This is a genomic window from Paenibacillus taichungensis (assembly GCF_050994985.1).
Classification (GTDB): Bacteria; Bacillota; Bacilli; order Paenibacillales; family Paenibacillaceae; genus Paenibacillus; species Paenibacillus taichungensis.
The window spans coordinates 2,146,962-2,162,448 of record NZ_CP194720.1 but is presented as its reverse complement, the minus strand read 5'-3'; the positions used below and the strand labels follow the sequence as shown (position 1 = coordinate 2,162,448).

The following is a 15,487-nucleotide window of genomic DNA, read 5'->3' as shown; positions in this document are numbered from 1 at the left end:
TAGGATATTGAGAGGATATCATTTGATGTTATTTATTCAGTGAGTATTTGTTGAGTTTAATGATCAGATCAAGTTCTTGTCCTCAGTTTGGAGCAAGAACTTGGTCCAACAATAAAAAAGCCGCTATTGTAGCGACTTGGGTTGGAGCTATGTTCTTGTTTGATCCTTCGTACACTTTAAACACGCCTTTGAAGCTTGATATCACATTCTGACATTGTTCCCGTGACGTATTCGATATAATTCACAGAACCGTTAAAGTTCAAATAAGCTTCATAACGCATACGGATGGCAGGTAATGTGATCCAATCCAGAACATTTTCCTTGGGAACCCACCTACATTCACTCGTTTCATCAGAAGTTGCTAACTCTCCACCTACAGCCTTGCACACGAAATCAAACATCACTTTCGTAGGAACATCAGTTACACCGTCATACCATTTATGTACCGCTGTATTCGAAACAACATTAATTAAATGGTTAACCTCGGCATCTATTCCACTTTCCTCTTTAATTTCACGAATCACGCCATCAATCAGATTTTCTCCAACTTCAGTTATACCACCAGGATACACCCAACCATCGTCATGGGCTTTTACTAATAGGATATTTCCTTTTCCATCTTCTACAATTCCACCAGATGAGACAATATGTGTCGGAAACGCCATTTCACGACCTCCAAATTCGGTAAAGTTGTATACTTATTCCACATGATTCCTAAATTATCCTGCTTTTGTGAACATGCTTGAAATTGATTCAAATTTAGCTTAATTACCAATTGGTGTTGACCTTCTTAATATATATTGTAAAAATGTACTATATCAATGAAAGGGAGGTCTACATGTGAAAAATGATATGTTAAACTTATTTCCCGAGCAACATCAATGTGTGGAGATTGAAACTTTAGTTTTTGATATTCTAGGGACCTTAGTCGACGAAGATGGCACCATAAATCGTGAGGTTGTGAGAATTTTAAGTCATTACGGAATTGAACATAATAAAGCCCAAACGGTTGCTGATGATTGGAATAAGCAAAATGAACTGAACCTACACGATATTGCAGTGAACAAAAAGTCATTTATATCTAAATCTGAAATTTCTCTTCGTTCTCTTACTAACGTACTTCAAGTCAATAATATATCATTGGATACATCAGATTTTGAACATCTGCTTAATATAGGAAATTATTATGAACCATGGCCAGAAGTTCCTCGCCAGTTAACAGAACTCACTCATTTAGTAAGAACGATTGGATTAACAAACTCAGGTTTGGATAACGCTTCAAACTTCAACTATTGGGGTAACTTACGTTGGCATGGGATTTTGTCAACCCAATTGATAAGAACTTATAAACCAGCATCTGAGGCCTATGAATTTGCGATTAACACATTTAATTTAACACCAAGAAAAACGCTTTTTGTTGCAGCGCATCCTTGGGATTTACGAGCAGCAGCCTCACATGGATTCCAAACGGCATATATCCCCCGTAAATATGCCGGGGCCCCAGAGCCCAATGATAGATTTAATTATCATTTAGATTCTCTAGACGATTTGATTAAAATCATTAAAATTCAAAAAGGGATCTGAGATAATTTGTTTAATGTCTAGGATTAGATTAATTATTACAGGTGGAACTGAAGCGATTTCATAAGACAATTTGCACTGCCCCTCTGTCCGATAACTATATGAGTTAGTTAAACAAAAAGCATTCGATCACATTGATCGGATGCTTTTTGTGGTTATATTGAGCTATCGTTTCCCTGCTTACAACTAAACGAACCTTATGTTCGAATTTTAATCTCTGGACCATCCTCCACAGCCCGCTCAATTCATTAAGTTCGTGCACGCTGTACGCGCTTGATTCCTGTGCGTAGTGTAAGCCCGAAGCAAAGAATCAGAATGATTCCGGCAACCACATAAGGGTAGTTAACATTGATATCAAACATCAGTCCAGCTACTACCGGCCCAATGATATTGCCAAGGCTGGTAAAAGCGGAGTTAAGTCCAGCCAAATATCCTTGATGTTCTTTTGCGACCATGGACATTTGAGTGCTGATGGCTGGGCGCAAAATATCGATGGACAAGAATACAACAAAGGTGACGGCGAAGATCAGCCAGTATTGGTGAACAAATAACGTCAACAGGACAAATATCCCGGCAAGTAGCAGGCAAACTGTAATGACTGCTTTCTCACCATAACGGCTTATAATCCAGCCGAAAATGGTTAACTGAACTAACGCGCCTCCAATGGAGCCGAATGTGAAAATGAAGGCAATATCCTTTGGTGTGAAGCCAAACTTATGGTCAACGAACAGACCGTATACCGCTTCATAGTTGGCAAGTCCAAAGGACATGACGAACACAATAATTAAGCTGATAAAATAAGGCTCGCGGTAAGTAGAACGCAACTGCTGAATTAGACTTCTTTTGGGTTCCAGATTAGCCAATCTATTCTTATCCCCCCTTACAATAGACGACAGTGATTCCGGCAGGACAATCATAGTGAGGATCGCAGCGATCAGACCAGCGACCCCCGCAGCATAGAACGGAACGCGGATACCGAATTCGGCAATATATCCCCCGATGCCAGGGCCAATGATGTAGCCTGTCGAGATCGAAGCGTTAATGAATCCCATTCCCTTGGCTCGATCTTCCTCAGAGGTTACATCTGCCACATAAGCCATAACCGTTGGCATGATGAGTGCTCCGCTAACGCCACCCATCATCCGAGAAACAAAAAGTAGCAGAGCTGAGTCAGCTAACCCGAATATCACCTCGGCACAGGCGAAAACTAGCATTCCGGAGACAATCATTCGCTTGCGTCCTAAGGAATCGGATAATCGTCCCGCCAGTGGTGAGAAAACCAACTGTGTAAATGCGAAGGAAGCAGTAAGCATGCCAGCAATCGTTCCGTTAATTTCTAAAATAGTAATATATTGCGGTATCACTGGTATAACCAGACCAATGCCAGCAAAGACTAAAAATAGGTTAAACATCAGAAGCAGCAGAGCGCCCCGATTTTTGAATAATAAAGCCATCTAATTGTCCTCCCAAAATCAAATATTGAATATGTACGCTTACTATGTATCTTCTGCAGACGTTGTTCTGAGCCATTGCGAAGTGAAGAATAACTAACATATAATACCTATTTTCATTCCAAATTACTTTTTAAAGATAAATGTTTAAAAAGTACGGGATTAAATGTAATACACATTTTTTTCCCTGTCAATATATACTTTCTTAAATTTAATAGGTTGATCTGTGAGTAAGACGAATAGATCGATCGAACATATTGGACTGATAGTCTGTAATTATCCAATGTACAGTTCAGGCTGAAAACCATGGTCTGACTGCTCGTGACTGGTGTGGACTGCATCCAATTCGTCGTTCCGAATTTGAGTAAACACATGAAAAAAAGCCGCTAAAATTAGCGACTTTAATGTGAAAATTTTATATCCCTCGACATCAACCGTCCTTTTGGAACAGCCCTATTTCGAGTCAAATTGTATTCAAAAGAAAATGATTCAACTAAAATATAATTCCGATAATTATGGCAGATAAAACGCTTACAAGTGTTGCGCCATATAAAAGTTTCAATCCAAAACGAGCAACAATATTCCCTTGTTTTTCATTCAATCCTTTTACTGCACCCACGATAGTACCAATGGACCCAAAGTTAGCAAATGAGATTAGAAAAACGGAAACAATGGCTGTAGTACGCCCACTTAAACCGTCTTGAATCTTAACAAAGTCAAGCATGGCAACAAATTCATTCGCAACCAGCTTCGTGGCCATAATACTTCCCGCATGAACCGCCTCATGCCATGGTACTCCGATCATAAAGGCAATTGGTGCAAAGACATACCCTAGAATTCCTTGAAACGAGATACCAAATATGCCGCTGAAGACCCCGTTAATTAAAGCAATGATTCCAACAAAACCAACTAACATTACCCCAACTACAATGGCTACCTTAAAGCCATCCATAATATATTCGCCCAGCATTTCAAAAAACGTTTGTTTGCCCTCTTCCTGAACTTCAACAATATCTTCTTCGGCTGTAACTTCATACGGATTAATGATGGATGTAATGATAAAGCCGCCAAACAGGTTTAATATTAATGCAGCTACTACATATCTAGGTTCCAGCATGGTCATATATGAACCAACAATGGACATGGATACCGTTGACATTGCAGATGCACATAATGTATACAAGCGATGTTTTGGTAATAATCCAAGCTGATTTTTCACAGAAATAAACACTTCATTTTGACCTACAATTGCGGCTGCAACCGCATTATAAGATTCCAATTTCCCCATGCCATTTACTTTACTTAGCACCAGACCAATATACTTGATAATGAACGGCAGTATTTTGTAATGTTGCAGGATTCCTATTAATGCTGACATGAAAACAATTGGCATCAACACAAACAGGAAAAAGGTATGAGCTCCTTCATTGGCAATCCCACCAAAAACAAAGTTCGTTCCTTCGTTGGCATATCCGAGTAATTTCGAAAAACTATCGGCAAACCCTTTGATTAAGAATTCGCCTATACTTGTTTTTAGTATAATTAATCCCAAAGTTAACTGAATAACAATCATTATGATGATTGGACGATATTTGATTTTCCGCTTATTATTACTCGCAAGCCAGGCCAATAATAGAACAATAACCAGACCAACAACAGAAATTAGATAATGCATAATTAACCCTCCAAATTATCGATACTTTTTTTGGAATCCTTATATCGATTTGCATCTTTCCACATTAACGCTTGTTCCAAAATAATCGCCAATAGACTTCCGCAAATTAACCCATTATTCAAAATGGCTATTACAATCGGAGATAAATGGCTCGTAGCGGATGTTGGAATAAACATTAAACCCACACCAACTAAAAGAGAAACTCCGCTAACAATAAATGTTCGTTCTTCATGCAGAACCTTCTTCAATTCCTTCAGCGATAATCCAACCATCTTCACAAAGATGACGAATGTAACGGCATAGCCTATAGGCGCTGGGATACCGGATATTACGTTCATTATTGGCGGAAACAAGGATACAGAGATGACTAAGATGCACCCAATTAAAAACGATTTCCGTTCCCTCATTCCTGTTTGTTCAACATATCCCGCCGCTCCTGAAATAGGCACTGAACCAATCGCTCCGAAACTACCACCAATAAAATGGGTAATGCCAGAAGCAAATCCGGCACGCAAATAACGGTTATGATCCAATTTCTTTTGTTTCATAACGTTCTCCATCAACCGAATAGACGCAAGCGCATTGGTTATTAATAATAGTGTTAATAGAAAGGCAGTTGTGACTGTTCCGCTATCAAATCTTGGACTTCCAAAAGGAAATATTTTGGGAAGCTTAAATAGCGTATCCGCCGGTGAAATCACCGGCATCTTGTCGCATATGATAAACAATAAGCAGCCTATCGATATACTGATTATTACTGAAAATTGGCGCAGCAAAACAAAGCGACTGTTCCCTAACCCAAAGGTAATGCAAATCACAATCACACTCAGCACGAACACTTTCACATCTAACAAGGTGTGGCTTGAAGTGATCCCCATCATACCTTTCATAAAAGAACCGCTTAATTGAAAGATCAATAAGAGCAAATATATAAAAGTGACCGTTGGCGTAAATAGACGAGCGATTTTATCCATTAGCTTAAATGCTGAGATTAGGATAAATAAAACTCCACTACAGATCATTCCCCCACTTAAAGCTTGCAGGGCAGCAATATTCGAAGAATACAATACCCCCACTAAACTTGCGTAAATGGTGAAAATACTCCACCATAACCCTGCTGGACCTTCATGAATAGGGAATTTATGGCCGATGACGCCTTGTAAAAATCCAGCTATTCCTAAAGTAATCAGTGTGCTCTGGATGAGTCCAGAAGCCTCCATAGGTGTTAGGTTATATAAATCTGCGATAGCAATTGGCGCAGCAATTGCACCTGCGATCATAAACATCATCCACTGCAATCCAGATAGTATTCCCTTCATTTCTTACTCACTCTCTTTTCTTGCACCCGTACTCGTATCGATAGATTAGCTCTCAATCGCTGTGTTAAGAGCGATTTCGACCATTTCATAAAATGATTGTTCACTTTCTTGGTGAGTTAAGTGCTCCTGTGTTAACAGTTGACTGCCTACTGTCAAAATGGATAGAGCTTTCACACCGTATTTAGCGGCTAACGTATATAAGGCTGTACTTTCCATTTCAACTCCTAATACACCAAAATCCATAAACTTGTGAAGTCGATCTAAGCTCTCACGGTAGAACTCATCGGAGTTATAGATGTTACCGACAAAGACACTTACTTGTTTAGCTTTTGCTTGTTGATACGCTTTCATTAACAATGAGAAATCTGCTGTAGGTGCATAATTACAGCCATGGAAGATCTTATCCGTCATATTACTATCTGAAGACACGGATTGGGCTATTATAATATCGCGGATATTAATGTCTTTCTGCATCGCGCCACATGTACCAATACGAATCAATTTCTTCACTTCATAATCGACGATCAATTCCGTTGCATAGATACTCATCGATGGATTCCCCATCCCTGTCCCTTGAACCGATACACGTATCCCCTTGTATAATCCGGTGTACCCATACATGCCTCTTACTTCGTTATAACAAATGGCCTCATCTAAAAAGTGTTCTGCTACAAATTTTGCACGCAATGGATCTCCCGGAAGCAAAACGATGTCCGCTATTTCTCCTTTTTTTGCGCCTAAATGCCTACTCATATTTCTGCCTCCTACTCTCAATGTTGAACCCAGGCTTTCCGAAATCTCTTCCACTTGCCTTCAGAAAACCAGTTCGGAAAGTACATTGAGCATAAGATTTTTCAGCATAACAAACTAGACCAAAATCTTACGGAGGGTAAGGGAAATAATTGATCAAATTATAAAAGCAGTTCTTTACGAATATTGTCTAGATCTCTTTTAGACGGGATCGTAGAGATAATAACAACAGGCACGGTCTGCAATGTTACCGGGATATTACTAATGACAAAATCGATCTGATGTTGCTGCATCATTTCGTCGGAGAGCCCTTTCATTATGGAAGTATTGATGATCAACTGATCCCCAATTTCCTTCTTGATCAAATCCGCTATGTAATGACGAATTGAAAATTCTTCTCCAATCACCAAGAAGGCCCTTTTCCTTTTATAACGTAAACTAGAACGAACAATTAAGGTTAGCTTGGTTAAATGGAAATTATTGTACAAGACGGCAGGATAAGCTTTACTCCACGTTTGCATGCAGGTTTGCAGTTCTTGATAAAGCTGCTGGCATTCCTTTTGAACATAAGCCGTTAAATTACTTTGTGAAATCATCATCCATTCAGGAATTGCATTATCGATTAATAACTTGTCAAAGAACGCGTATATCTCCAATAAAAATCGTTCTTCCATCTCCAAGTTAGGGTATATTTTGGCTAGTAGCCTTAGAAGCAGATTACCCATTTGATATTCTTCTTTGTCCTTATGCAATTCAACTTCTTTCATCGGCGTTATTTCTGATCCTTCATAATAATGATATTGGCTGAGACTGACCAGGGATTGCATAAAGTAAATTTCACTATGGGGAAAATCAATGGAAAGCTTCTCTCCAAGACTCTTGGCGAGGGTCTTCACAGGCATATAAAACATCCCCTTTTCCCAAGGGTAAGCACTTTCGTCGATTTTTACGTATTTCCCTTTAGCGACTCTTTCCACAACAATGGCCAACAAAAAGGATAATCTCCGTTTGGAATTGATAAAATACACAATATTTTTCTCATTCTCGGTATTTGTGATTAACTGATTGATATATGCAAAATCGACATTCGCAAAGGGCCATCCTGTGAACTCATACGCATCACAATATAACTTCCAATAGAAATATCGAATATTCATTTCATTCCCTTTGATTGTCGGGGTTGAATATGTAATGCGTAACTTATACGCTTTTAGATCATTATTATTTAATTGTACAATCAGTTTTTTCAACGATGAGGTACTCATAAACATAACTCCGGCTAGCTCCTCCACGGACAGTCGAGCCACATTGGTGAACAATACATTCATCAGTCGATAAAAGACGGTTTGTCTGAACATCGAAGAAATCACTTCACTCATCGTCTCACTTCGTCCATCTCGCCGAAGAACGATTCCCTTTCCTCTAGAAACTTCTATGGTTACAGTAGGAGGTAATTGCTTGCTGATTTCCTCAACCATTTTACGTATGGTTTTATCGGAGATACCTAAACTTTTTTCAACTTCAGCTAAGGTAAACCATCTATGTTCCGTATCAAGCAGCGTTAATAGTTGACTAGCTAATGTAAATCCCTTATCCATTTTCCCCACCCTATTTCAATTTAAATTAAATGTCATCGTGTTTTTGGCTAAAGAAAAATCGATTCCTTCATAAGGAAAGAATCGGCTTTTTAATGTGTTTAAATACGGTCTATGATAAACCAATGTGAATAAGCTTAAACTATCCCACCCGGTAGTTCAATCTATATACAAGCCAACCCTTTTGGCTACCACTATGGATAAGATTTTCCTTTTTTAGCCATGAAAAAATCCCCTCCGCTCAGCAAGATTAAGTCCATCTTAACAGATGTCTTTTTCTCTTGTTTACGAAAAGGGGATAACAGCAATTCATTCTATAGATCTTAAACTTTAATATTCAATTTGTGTTTTCTTCATAAAGATTAAGATTTTTTTCAAATTGTTCTTCTAGATGCTCTGCGTAACTGACAACTCGTGGGGATTCCAACAACCTACCTACTACACAATATAATCCAATCAAAATACATACTGATAAAATGATTTCAACAATGAGTGGCATCATTCTCCCATATTCTCTCCTTGCCAGGTAGCGTCTAGTCCCAAGTTAGAATTGATTATTAGCTTGGTTATCCATTACCATTCAACTTGGTCGAAACGCATGTTTTTGTAGTAATACTCTCTATCATGATCAGTGATTTCACGAAGAACCCTGCAGGGATTACCCACAGCGATAACATTGCTAGGAATATCCTTGGTTACCACGCTTCCTGCACCGATCACACTACCCGCACCGACGGTAACACCTGGCACAATCACAGCGCAGCTGCCGATCCATGCGCCATCCTCGATGACTACCGGTAGAGCAAACATTCCACCTTCTTTGCGCTTTTCTGGGTGTACTGGATGATTGGTTACAGCAATCGTGACGTTTGGACCAAACATGACATCGTTTCCAATCGTGACTTTATAGTCATCGACAACAGTTAAATTAAAGTTGATATAGACATTGTTGCCTACTGTAGTGTTTGATCCATACGACATCCGAATAGGAGGTTCCATCCAAACATTTTCACCAATACTACCGAAAAGTTGTTCCATCAGAGTCTTACGCATTTCAATATCATCGGGATGTAAGCGATTGATTTCATAACATAATGCCTTTCCTCGTTGACGTGCCCGAGCCAGATCAGAAGCTTCCAGTGGATAATTCGCGTCGTGATCAGTAAACAGTTGTCGGCTTGCCATTCGTTCTGTAATATTCATGTCTTAGTCCCCTCTGCATTAAATCTAATCTATTTATTTAAGTTAACCTTACATTCTTTGACCGCTTTTTCTTAACCAACTGGTGAAAAAGTCCTTGTAATATTATTTAGCCATTTGTATTGGCGATAACGGTAAAATGCCAATGGCAACTTAATAATCTCATCCAAACTAATGACGATATATAATACCAGGGGTGATACGTGCCAGACAAAAGCACAGAGATAACCAAGCGGCAAAATAATACCCCACATTACAATCGAATCACACCAAAAGCCAAATTTAGAGTCACCTCCTGCAGTGAATATTCCTGAGATATTAGTTGCATTAATGGATTTAGCAATACAATAAAATGCACTGATATATAACATTCCATCCAAGTAGTTTTGAGATATGGCATTTAGATTTACTATAGAGAAAACAAGCGGTTTTATCAGAATAATGGTGCACCCTGCTATTATTCCAAATAGTAAAGCATAAAGATTCATCCTGCTTCCCACCTGTTTTGCTTTCTCGGTCTCCCCTTTACCTAGATATTTCCCAACCAGTATAGAACCTCCACTAGCAATACCTCCACACAATACAATGGTTAAATTCTTAACCACGGATGCAACAGAATTCGCTGCAACCATATCAGCACTTACATGTCCTATAATTGCGGCAGTCGCAGTTAGTGCCCCTCCCCAAACAATATAATTGCCTTGTACAGGCATGGTGTATTTCAGGAAATCCTTTAGGAGATTGCGCTGAATACCATCCCATATGGGAAAATGAAAACGAATCGATCCTCGCGTCACAGAATAAATAACACAGCAGCCTAACTCAATAAACCGAGCTAAAACTGTAGCGAGAGCCACCGCCATGATTGCCATTTCAGGTCTATCTGGGAAAAGTACAAAGATGCATAACGCATTAAACAAAATGTTTAAAATTAAACATAGTGAACTAATCCAAGCGCTTAGTTTTGCATTTTCCATACTTCTAATCACGCTGAGATACATTTGTGAAATGCCCATTGCAAGATAAGAAAACGAATTCATCTTTAAAAATATTGAACCATAACGAATTAATTCACTATCATTTGTAAAGAAACGCATTAACGTTTCAGGATATAAAAATGATACTAAAAAGAACAAAATAGAAATACTTAATGAGAACAAGCAGGCCGTGCTGAGAATACGTTGTATGGTTTGAACATCTTTCTTCCCCCAATATTGTGCAGTCAAAATCCCTGCTCCCGTAGCCATACCCATGTAAAACAATGTTAATGCAAAGGTGATTTGTCCCGCTAACGATACGGCCGACATTGTAGATTGGCTAATCATTCCCAACATAACTACATCAGCTGATATAACTGTTGCTGAGATTAGATTTTGTAATGCAATGGGAATGACAAGCGTGATTAATTCCTTATTGAAATCTCGCGTCATAGGAGTAGTTAACTGTATGCGCTTTTTCTTTTTAACGTATATCCACTCCTCTCTGTTGCTTTCCATATTATCAAGATAGGATAAATTCATTGTCCTTTCCACAAATATTGGCTATACTTTTGTCAAAATCGTATATTTATTGGAGGCACTTTGTTGGATGGAAAATTTAGAGGTATTTTCTGATTTATCGGAACGATTGAATTATAATCTACCTGACCTACCCTTGTATGTCCGGAGAGGAAGCTTGAATCAATTTGATAATTTTGCAGCTGCCGCCCATTGGCATTCGGATATAGAGTTCATTTACATTTTGGAAGGCTCCATGGAGTATTCTGTTAACGGTCAGACTGTTAGTATAGAACAAGGAAATGGGATTTTTGTGAATAGCCATCGATTGCACTTTGGTTTTTCTCACACTCATTGTAATTGTTCATTTATCGTTATAGTGATCCATTCTTCTCTCATCGGGGAAGGTTCGTTCATACGAGCATACTGGGAAGAGAAGTTTGGTCCAAACATGGATGATTTTGTATTACTAGCTGAACAGATCTCCTGGCAGCACGAGATATTGTTATCCATTCAAGCGATCTATGCTGAAATGCACAATAATTTTGCTCCAAATCCATTCCGCTTAACTTCTCAGGCTTTATCTTTATGTGCTGGTATTGGAGATCACTTGCAACCGAAGGTGGGAGATATCCAAAATGTACAATTATGGACAAATATTCAGCAAATGACTCGATTCATTCATCAAAACTACGAACAAAAAATAACTCTTGAAGACATTGCATCCTCAGGAGCCGTTTGTCGAAGCCGCTGTTGTACTTTATTTAATAAATACGTGGGTCAAACTCCCAACAATTACTTAACTCGATACCGCCTTCATAAAAGTTGTGAGATGTTGAGGGAAACTAAAAGATCTGTAAGTGAAATCGCACTTGCCTGTGGCTTTCAAAGTGTGAGCTACTTCTCATCCCTTTTTCGCAAACACATTGGATTAGTTCCACTAGCATATCGAAAAAGCAACATAAATGGCTTAAGTAAAACGGAGAATTAAACCGATTTATGCCCCATTCTCTAATTTCTCTTTCAGAATCGGATGGCGGATTGTAATTCGGGTGCCTATGCCCTCCTTGGATTCGATTTGTAATTTATACTCTAAACCGAAATAAATCTTTAACCGCTCATTGACATTGCGCAGGCCGACACCAGATCGCCCATTCATCTTCTGATCCTCAGATTCCTCCTCCAAGGCCTGTATAACTGAATCCGGTATTCCCTTCCCGTTGTCAGTAATGTCAATGACCAGATCCTGCTCTTCTATTCGTCCGGAAAGTATAACTTTGCCATGCTCGAAATTCCCACGTATGCTGTGTTGAATCGCATTCTCAACCAGAGGCTGTAGTAAAAGGCGCATGAACGTCATATTCAGCATATCCTCATCAAAAAAGTACACCACTCGCAGTGGCATACCGATTCTGGCCTGTTCGATTTGCACGTAGGCCTTCACCTGTTCAATTTCACGACCAACTGTCGTAATATCCTTGCCCTGATTGAGACTGAGCCGTAATAAATTGCCTAATGCAGACACCATTTCACCAATATCATTTCGTCCATGATTCTCCGCTTTCCAGCGGATCGATTCCAGCGTGTTATATAGAAAATGCGGATTGATTTGATGACTGAGCACTTGAAATTCAAGTTCTTTCTTGCTCCGTTCGGCTCGGGTAGATTGTGCAATCAAATCCTCGATTTTACGTACGATGCTGCCGAATCCACGAAACAGCCACCCGATCTCGTCCTTGCGTGCTTGATGCGGGATGTACATTCCAAAATCGCCTTCTTCAAGCTTTTTCATCAGACGCACCAATCGAAGGACAGGCTGCGTGAAATTTCGGGTAAGATAAATAACGACGCCAATGGATACAAGTAAATAGACAATAATAATGACAAGAAGCAACCGATTCATCTCCATAACAGGCTCCACTAGAGCATCCATCGGCGTCAGACTGATAATCGTCCAGGGGAGGCTGTCCATCCGGACGAAAGTGATCAAATGCTCTTGATCATAAATCGACAATTTCTCAACGCCTTCGTTATACAGATTGCGCTTGGCTAGCAGTTGTGGAGAAGGTAAAACATCACCAGTCCATTCGTTTCCGGCCGAATCAAAAAGAATAGCCCCGTTTTCATCAATGATCAGAAATTTTTGCCTTTGCAGTCGTTTGGTAGGTGAAAAGAATCGGCTTAGGTGATTGTCAGCCAGATCCGTTATCACAATGCCGCGGGGTGTCCTGCTGTGAAGACTTGTGAACGTCTTGATATAAGACAATAGCGGGCCCCGATTCGGACCATCACTTACTGATAATTGCCAATATGGCATGTTACTGTCCGCTGCTTGCCGAAACCACTCTTCTTCACCAACCGAGGCAGATTCCTCCAAAGCTCTCATATACGTTGGATAATCTGCAGGAATTAGTGGATATACTCGAATCTGCAGCGCATCCATCTGTTTCTTCTTTTCATACACGATACTCAGCATATCAACGGAGTTCGTCTCTTCTTCCTTTTGAGTTAACGGTGGCCTCTCCAATAAATACTGCAATGTTTTGTCACCAATCAAGCTATTGATACTTTCGTTTAACTGAGCTAAATACGTTTCCACGTTTATCTTAGCTTGCTCCAGATAACTCATCGAGAATGTAATATTGGCTTGCTGAATGCCTTCTATTGATTTGGTATGGGCAAATGCAGAGAATAGGATAAAGGGGATGATCGTTATCGAGAGAAAGATCAAAATCATACGGTTACGAAAGGAAGATGCCAGGCGCAGAAAAGCATTAATCATCCGAAATCCCCCGTAATCTACGGAATTCTTTTGGTGTTACCCCGACATGCTTTTTGAACAATTTTGAAAAATGAACCGGATCCTTATAGCCAACTTCATATGAAACTTGATAAATCTTATATTTTATATCGCCCAGCAATTCTTTGGCTCGTATCATCCGGATACTTGTTAAATCCTCCAGAAAGGTATGACCCCGTTCTTTTTTGTACAGCTTGCTGAGCCAAATCGGTGTAACATGAACCATTGATGCGATGTATTGCAACGATAGATTCTCGTTGTAACGGGTTCGGATCAATTTTGCAGCTTCCTGCACAATTCTGCTGGATGAGTTATCCATTTTATGGAAATCACTTGCTAACAGATGCAAGTTTTTTTCTACATGCTTCTTTAGGGATTCCAGAGTGTCATATTGTTCCAAGCGTTCCCACAACCCAATAGGATCGCGTTCCCATGAACGGTCTGGCCAACCAGCGGATGCGGCGGTTCGATAGATGTTCATTAACCACTGGAATATTTGCTGTTGAATGTCCTTCAGACTTAAGAGCTCCCATGATTTAACCATGTCTTCGAAACCTTTCATGGATTCAATAATATCCTTTTCTGCACCATACCTGACCAGATCCAGCACTGCCGCCGGTTCGCGAATGGACATCTTCTCATTCTCAGTATCCATCTCATCAACGGATTCAGTGAACAACCGATTGCCCCCATAAATGACTTTCTGCTCTAACGATTCAACGCATTCAACGTACAAGGCATTAAGATGCTTTAGCTCCTTCGGGAAAGCACTTACTGCAATACTGGCCTTCACTTTTACGAATTGATTGATCCGTTGCAAGCAGATCTCAGCCACTGATTTGCATAACTCCAGTATTTTTCCATCAGGACAACTGATCACAGCCACCCAACGGTCCGTGGTATCCTTGAATAAAGCTGCGGGTACATTCAATTCTTCAGCCAGTGTCTGGCTGACCACGTTGCCAATACCGAATAGTACAAGATCCTTCTCAGCCGTCAGCATTTGCATTTTGACCAGCGCCTTCAGATCATCTCCTTCAACGACCATCATAAGCAAAGGAGATTCTTTCATCCAGTCCATATGCAAGGAGTTCAGCCGATGCGTGATGCGGGTTTCTCGATACGGATTATATTCGTTTTCTACCACTTCGCGCAGAAGTTCTTCTTGCAATATGGGAACGGCGAATTGAACCTGGTACGCAATATTCGTCTTATTTTGCTCCTCTAGCCTCTCCCGCCTGATGTGATCCGTTGCCTTACGCACAATCCGTTCCATCTCATCCATGTTGATGGGTTTCAATATGTAGTCGATAGCCCCCAGGTGAATCGCCTGCTTTACCAGGGAAAAATCATCATATCCGCTAATCAAAATTGCTTTCCAATCTTTAGGTTCCCTCATCTGCAATTCACTGAGCAGTTCAAGTCCCGACATCCGGTTCATTTTGATATCCGTAATGATCAAATCGGGTTTGTACTCCTGTGCAATCTGTAGTGCTTCGTCGCCATCGGAGGCAGAACGGACTGTTCCAACTCCATATTCATGCCAAGGAAAGCGCTTACGAAGACCTTCACGAATTTCATACTCGTCATCAACAATTAACACATTAATCATGAAGTAAA

Annotated in this window: 12 protein-coding genes; 2 read left to right on the top strand and 10 right to left on the bottom strand. The window is 40.0% G+C overall.

Annotated features, from left to right (window positions below):
• Window positions 1-176: 176 nt before the first annotated feature.
• Window positions 177-665, bottom strand: a complete 489-nt coding sequence (locus ACR1R9_RS09940) for an NUDIX hydrolase (RefSeq protein WP_099858902.1) — start codon at window positions 663-665, stop codon at window positions 177-179.
• 175 nt (window positions 666-840) lie between these two features.
• On the opposite strand from ACR1R9_RS09940, the gene ACR1R9_RS09935 reads away from it, so the two are divergent.
• Window positions 841-1,584: an HAD-IA family hydrolase gene (locus ACR1R9_RS09935; protein ID WP_433921188.1), complete on the top strand. Its 744-nt coding sequence runs from the start codon at window positions 841-843 to the stop codon at window positions 1,582-1,584.
• A gap of 245 nt (window positions 1,585-1,829) precedes the next feature.
• On the opposite strand, the gene ACR1R9_RS09930 is transcribed toward ACR1R9_RS09935, so the two are convergent.
• The 7 genes from ACR1R9_RS09930 to ACR1R9_RS09900 all read right to left on the bottom strand — a co-directional run bounded on the left by ACR1R9_RS09930 (window position 1,830) and on the right by ACR1R9_RS09900 (window position 11,091).
• Complete coding sequence (locus ACR1R9_RS09930) at window positions 1,830-3,035, bottom strand: MFS transporter (protein WP_433921189.1); 1,206 nt, start codon at window positions 3,033-3,035, stop codon at window positions 1,830-1,832.
• Window positions 3,036-3,525: 490 nt separating this feature from the next.
• A complete protein-coding gene (locus ACR1R9_RS09925; protein WP_433921190.1) occupies window positions 3,526-4,707 on the bottom strand; it encodes a NupC/NupG family nucleoside CNT transporter in 1,182 nt (393 codons plus the stop codon).
• 2 nt (window positions 4,708-4,709) lie between these two features.
• Entirely contained in the window at window positions 4,710-6,026 is a 1,317-nt protein-coding gene (locus ACR1R9_RS09920) for a purine/pyrimidine permease (RefSeq protein WP_433921191.1), read from the bottom strand.
• 45 nt (window positions 6,027-6,071) lie between these two features.
• A complete protein-coding gene (gene deoD, locus ACR1R9_RS09915; protein ID WP_076291400.1) occupies window positions 6,072-6,779 on the bottom strand; it encodes a purine-nucleoside phosphorylase in 708 nt (235 codons plus the stop codon).
• Window positions 6,780-6,937: 158 nt separating this feature from the next.
• Entirely contained in the window at window positions 6,938-8,374 is a 1,437-nt protein-coding gene (locus tag ACR1R9_RS09910) for a helix-turn-helix domain-containing protein (RefSeq protein ID WP_433921192.1), read from the bottom strand.
• Between the two features lie 570 nt (window positions 8,375-8,944).
• Window positions 8,945-9,574, bottom strand: a complete 630-nt coding sequence (locus ACR1R9_RS09905; RefSeq protein WP_099858913.1) for a DapH/DapD/GlmU-related protein — start codon at window positions 9,572-9,574, stop codon at window positions 8,945-8,947.
• Window positions 9,575-9,645: 71 nt separating this feature from the next.
• Window positions 9,646-11,091, bottom strand: a complete 1,446-nt coding sequence (locus tag ACR1R9_RS09900; RefSeq protein ID WP_433948787.1) for an MATE family efflux transporter — start codon at window positions 11,089-11,091, stop codon at window positions 9,646-9,648.
• A 67-nt stretch (window positions 11,092-11,158) separates the two neighbouring features.
• Between ACR1R9_RS09900 and ACR1R9_RS09895 the strand changes: the two genes are divergently transcribed.
• Entirely contained in the window at window positions 11,159-12,058 is a 900-nt protein-coding gene (locus tag ACR1R9_RS09895; protein ID WP_433921194.1) for an AraC family transcriptional regulator, read from the top strand.
• A 6-nt stretch (window positions 12,059-12,064) separates the two neighbouring features.
• Here the strand turns inward: ACR1R9_RS09895 and ACR1R9_RS09890 are convergent, their stop codons facing one another.
• Both ACR1R9_RS09890 and ACR1R9_RS09885 read right to left on the bottom strand, forming a co-directional pair.
• Entirely contained in the window at window positions 12,065-13,849 is a 1,785-nt protein-coding gene (locus ACR1R9_RS09890) for a sensor histidine kinase (protein ID WP_433921195.1), read from the bottom strand.
• Window positions 13,842-15,479 (bottom strand): response regulator, encoded by a 1,638-nt coding sequence (locus ACR1R9_RS09885; protein ID WP_099858918.1) that lies wholly within the window; start codon window positions 15,477-15,479, stop codon window positions 13,842-13,844. Before ACR1R9_RS09885 ends, ACR1R9_RS09890 begins: the two co-directional genes overlap by 8 nt.
• Window positions 15,480-15,487 lie beyond the last annotated feature (8 nt).

Bases quoted from the DNA above. Each gene is read 5' to 3' on its own strand.
- ACR1R9_RS09940 (WP_099858902.1), bottom strand. From the start codon at position 665: ATGGCGTTTCCGACACATATTGTCTCATCTGGTGGAATTGTAGAAGAT.
- ACR1R9_RS09930 (WP_433921189.1), bottom strand. From the start codon at position 3,035: ATGGCTTTATTATTCAAAAATCGGGGCGCTCTGCTGCTTCTGATGTTT.
- ACR1R9_RS09925 (WP_433921190.1), bottom strand. From the start codon at position 4,707: ATGCATTATCTAATTTCTGTTGTTGGTCTGGTTATTGTTCTATTATTG.
- ACR1R9_RS09920 (WP_433921191.1), bottom strand. From the start codon at position 6,026: ATGAAGGGAATACTATCTGGATTGCAGTGGATGATGTTTATGATCGCA.
- deoD (WP_076291400.1), bottom strand. From the start codon at position 6,779: ATGAGTAGGCATTTAGGCGCAAAAAAAGGAGAAATAGCGGACATCGTT.
- ACR1R9_RS09910 (WP_433921192.1), bottom strand. From the start codon at position 8,374: ATGGATAAGGGATTTACATTAGCTAGTCAACTATTAACGCTGCTTGAT.
- ACR1R9_RS09905 (WP_099858913.1), bottom strand. From the start codon at position 9,574: ATGAATATTACAGAACGAATGGCAAGCCGACAACTGTTTACTGATCAC.
- ACR1R9_RS09900 (WP_433948787.1), bottom strand. From the start codon at position 11,091: ATGAATTTATCCTATCTTGATAATATGGAAAGCAACAGAGAGGAGTGG.
- ACR1R9_RS09895 (WP_433921194.1), top strand. From the start codon at position 11,159: ATGGAAAATTTAGAGGTATTTTCTGATTTATCGGAACGATTGAATTAT.
- ACR1R9_RS09890 (WP_433921195.1), bottom strand. From the start codon at position 13,849: ATGATTAATGCTTTTCTGCGCCTGGCATCTTCCTTTCGTAACCGTATG.
- ACR1R9_RS09885 (WP_099858918.1), bottom strand. From the start codon at position 15,479: ATGATTAATGTGTTAATTGTTGATGACGAGTATGAAATTCGTGAAGGT.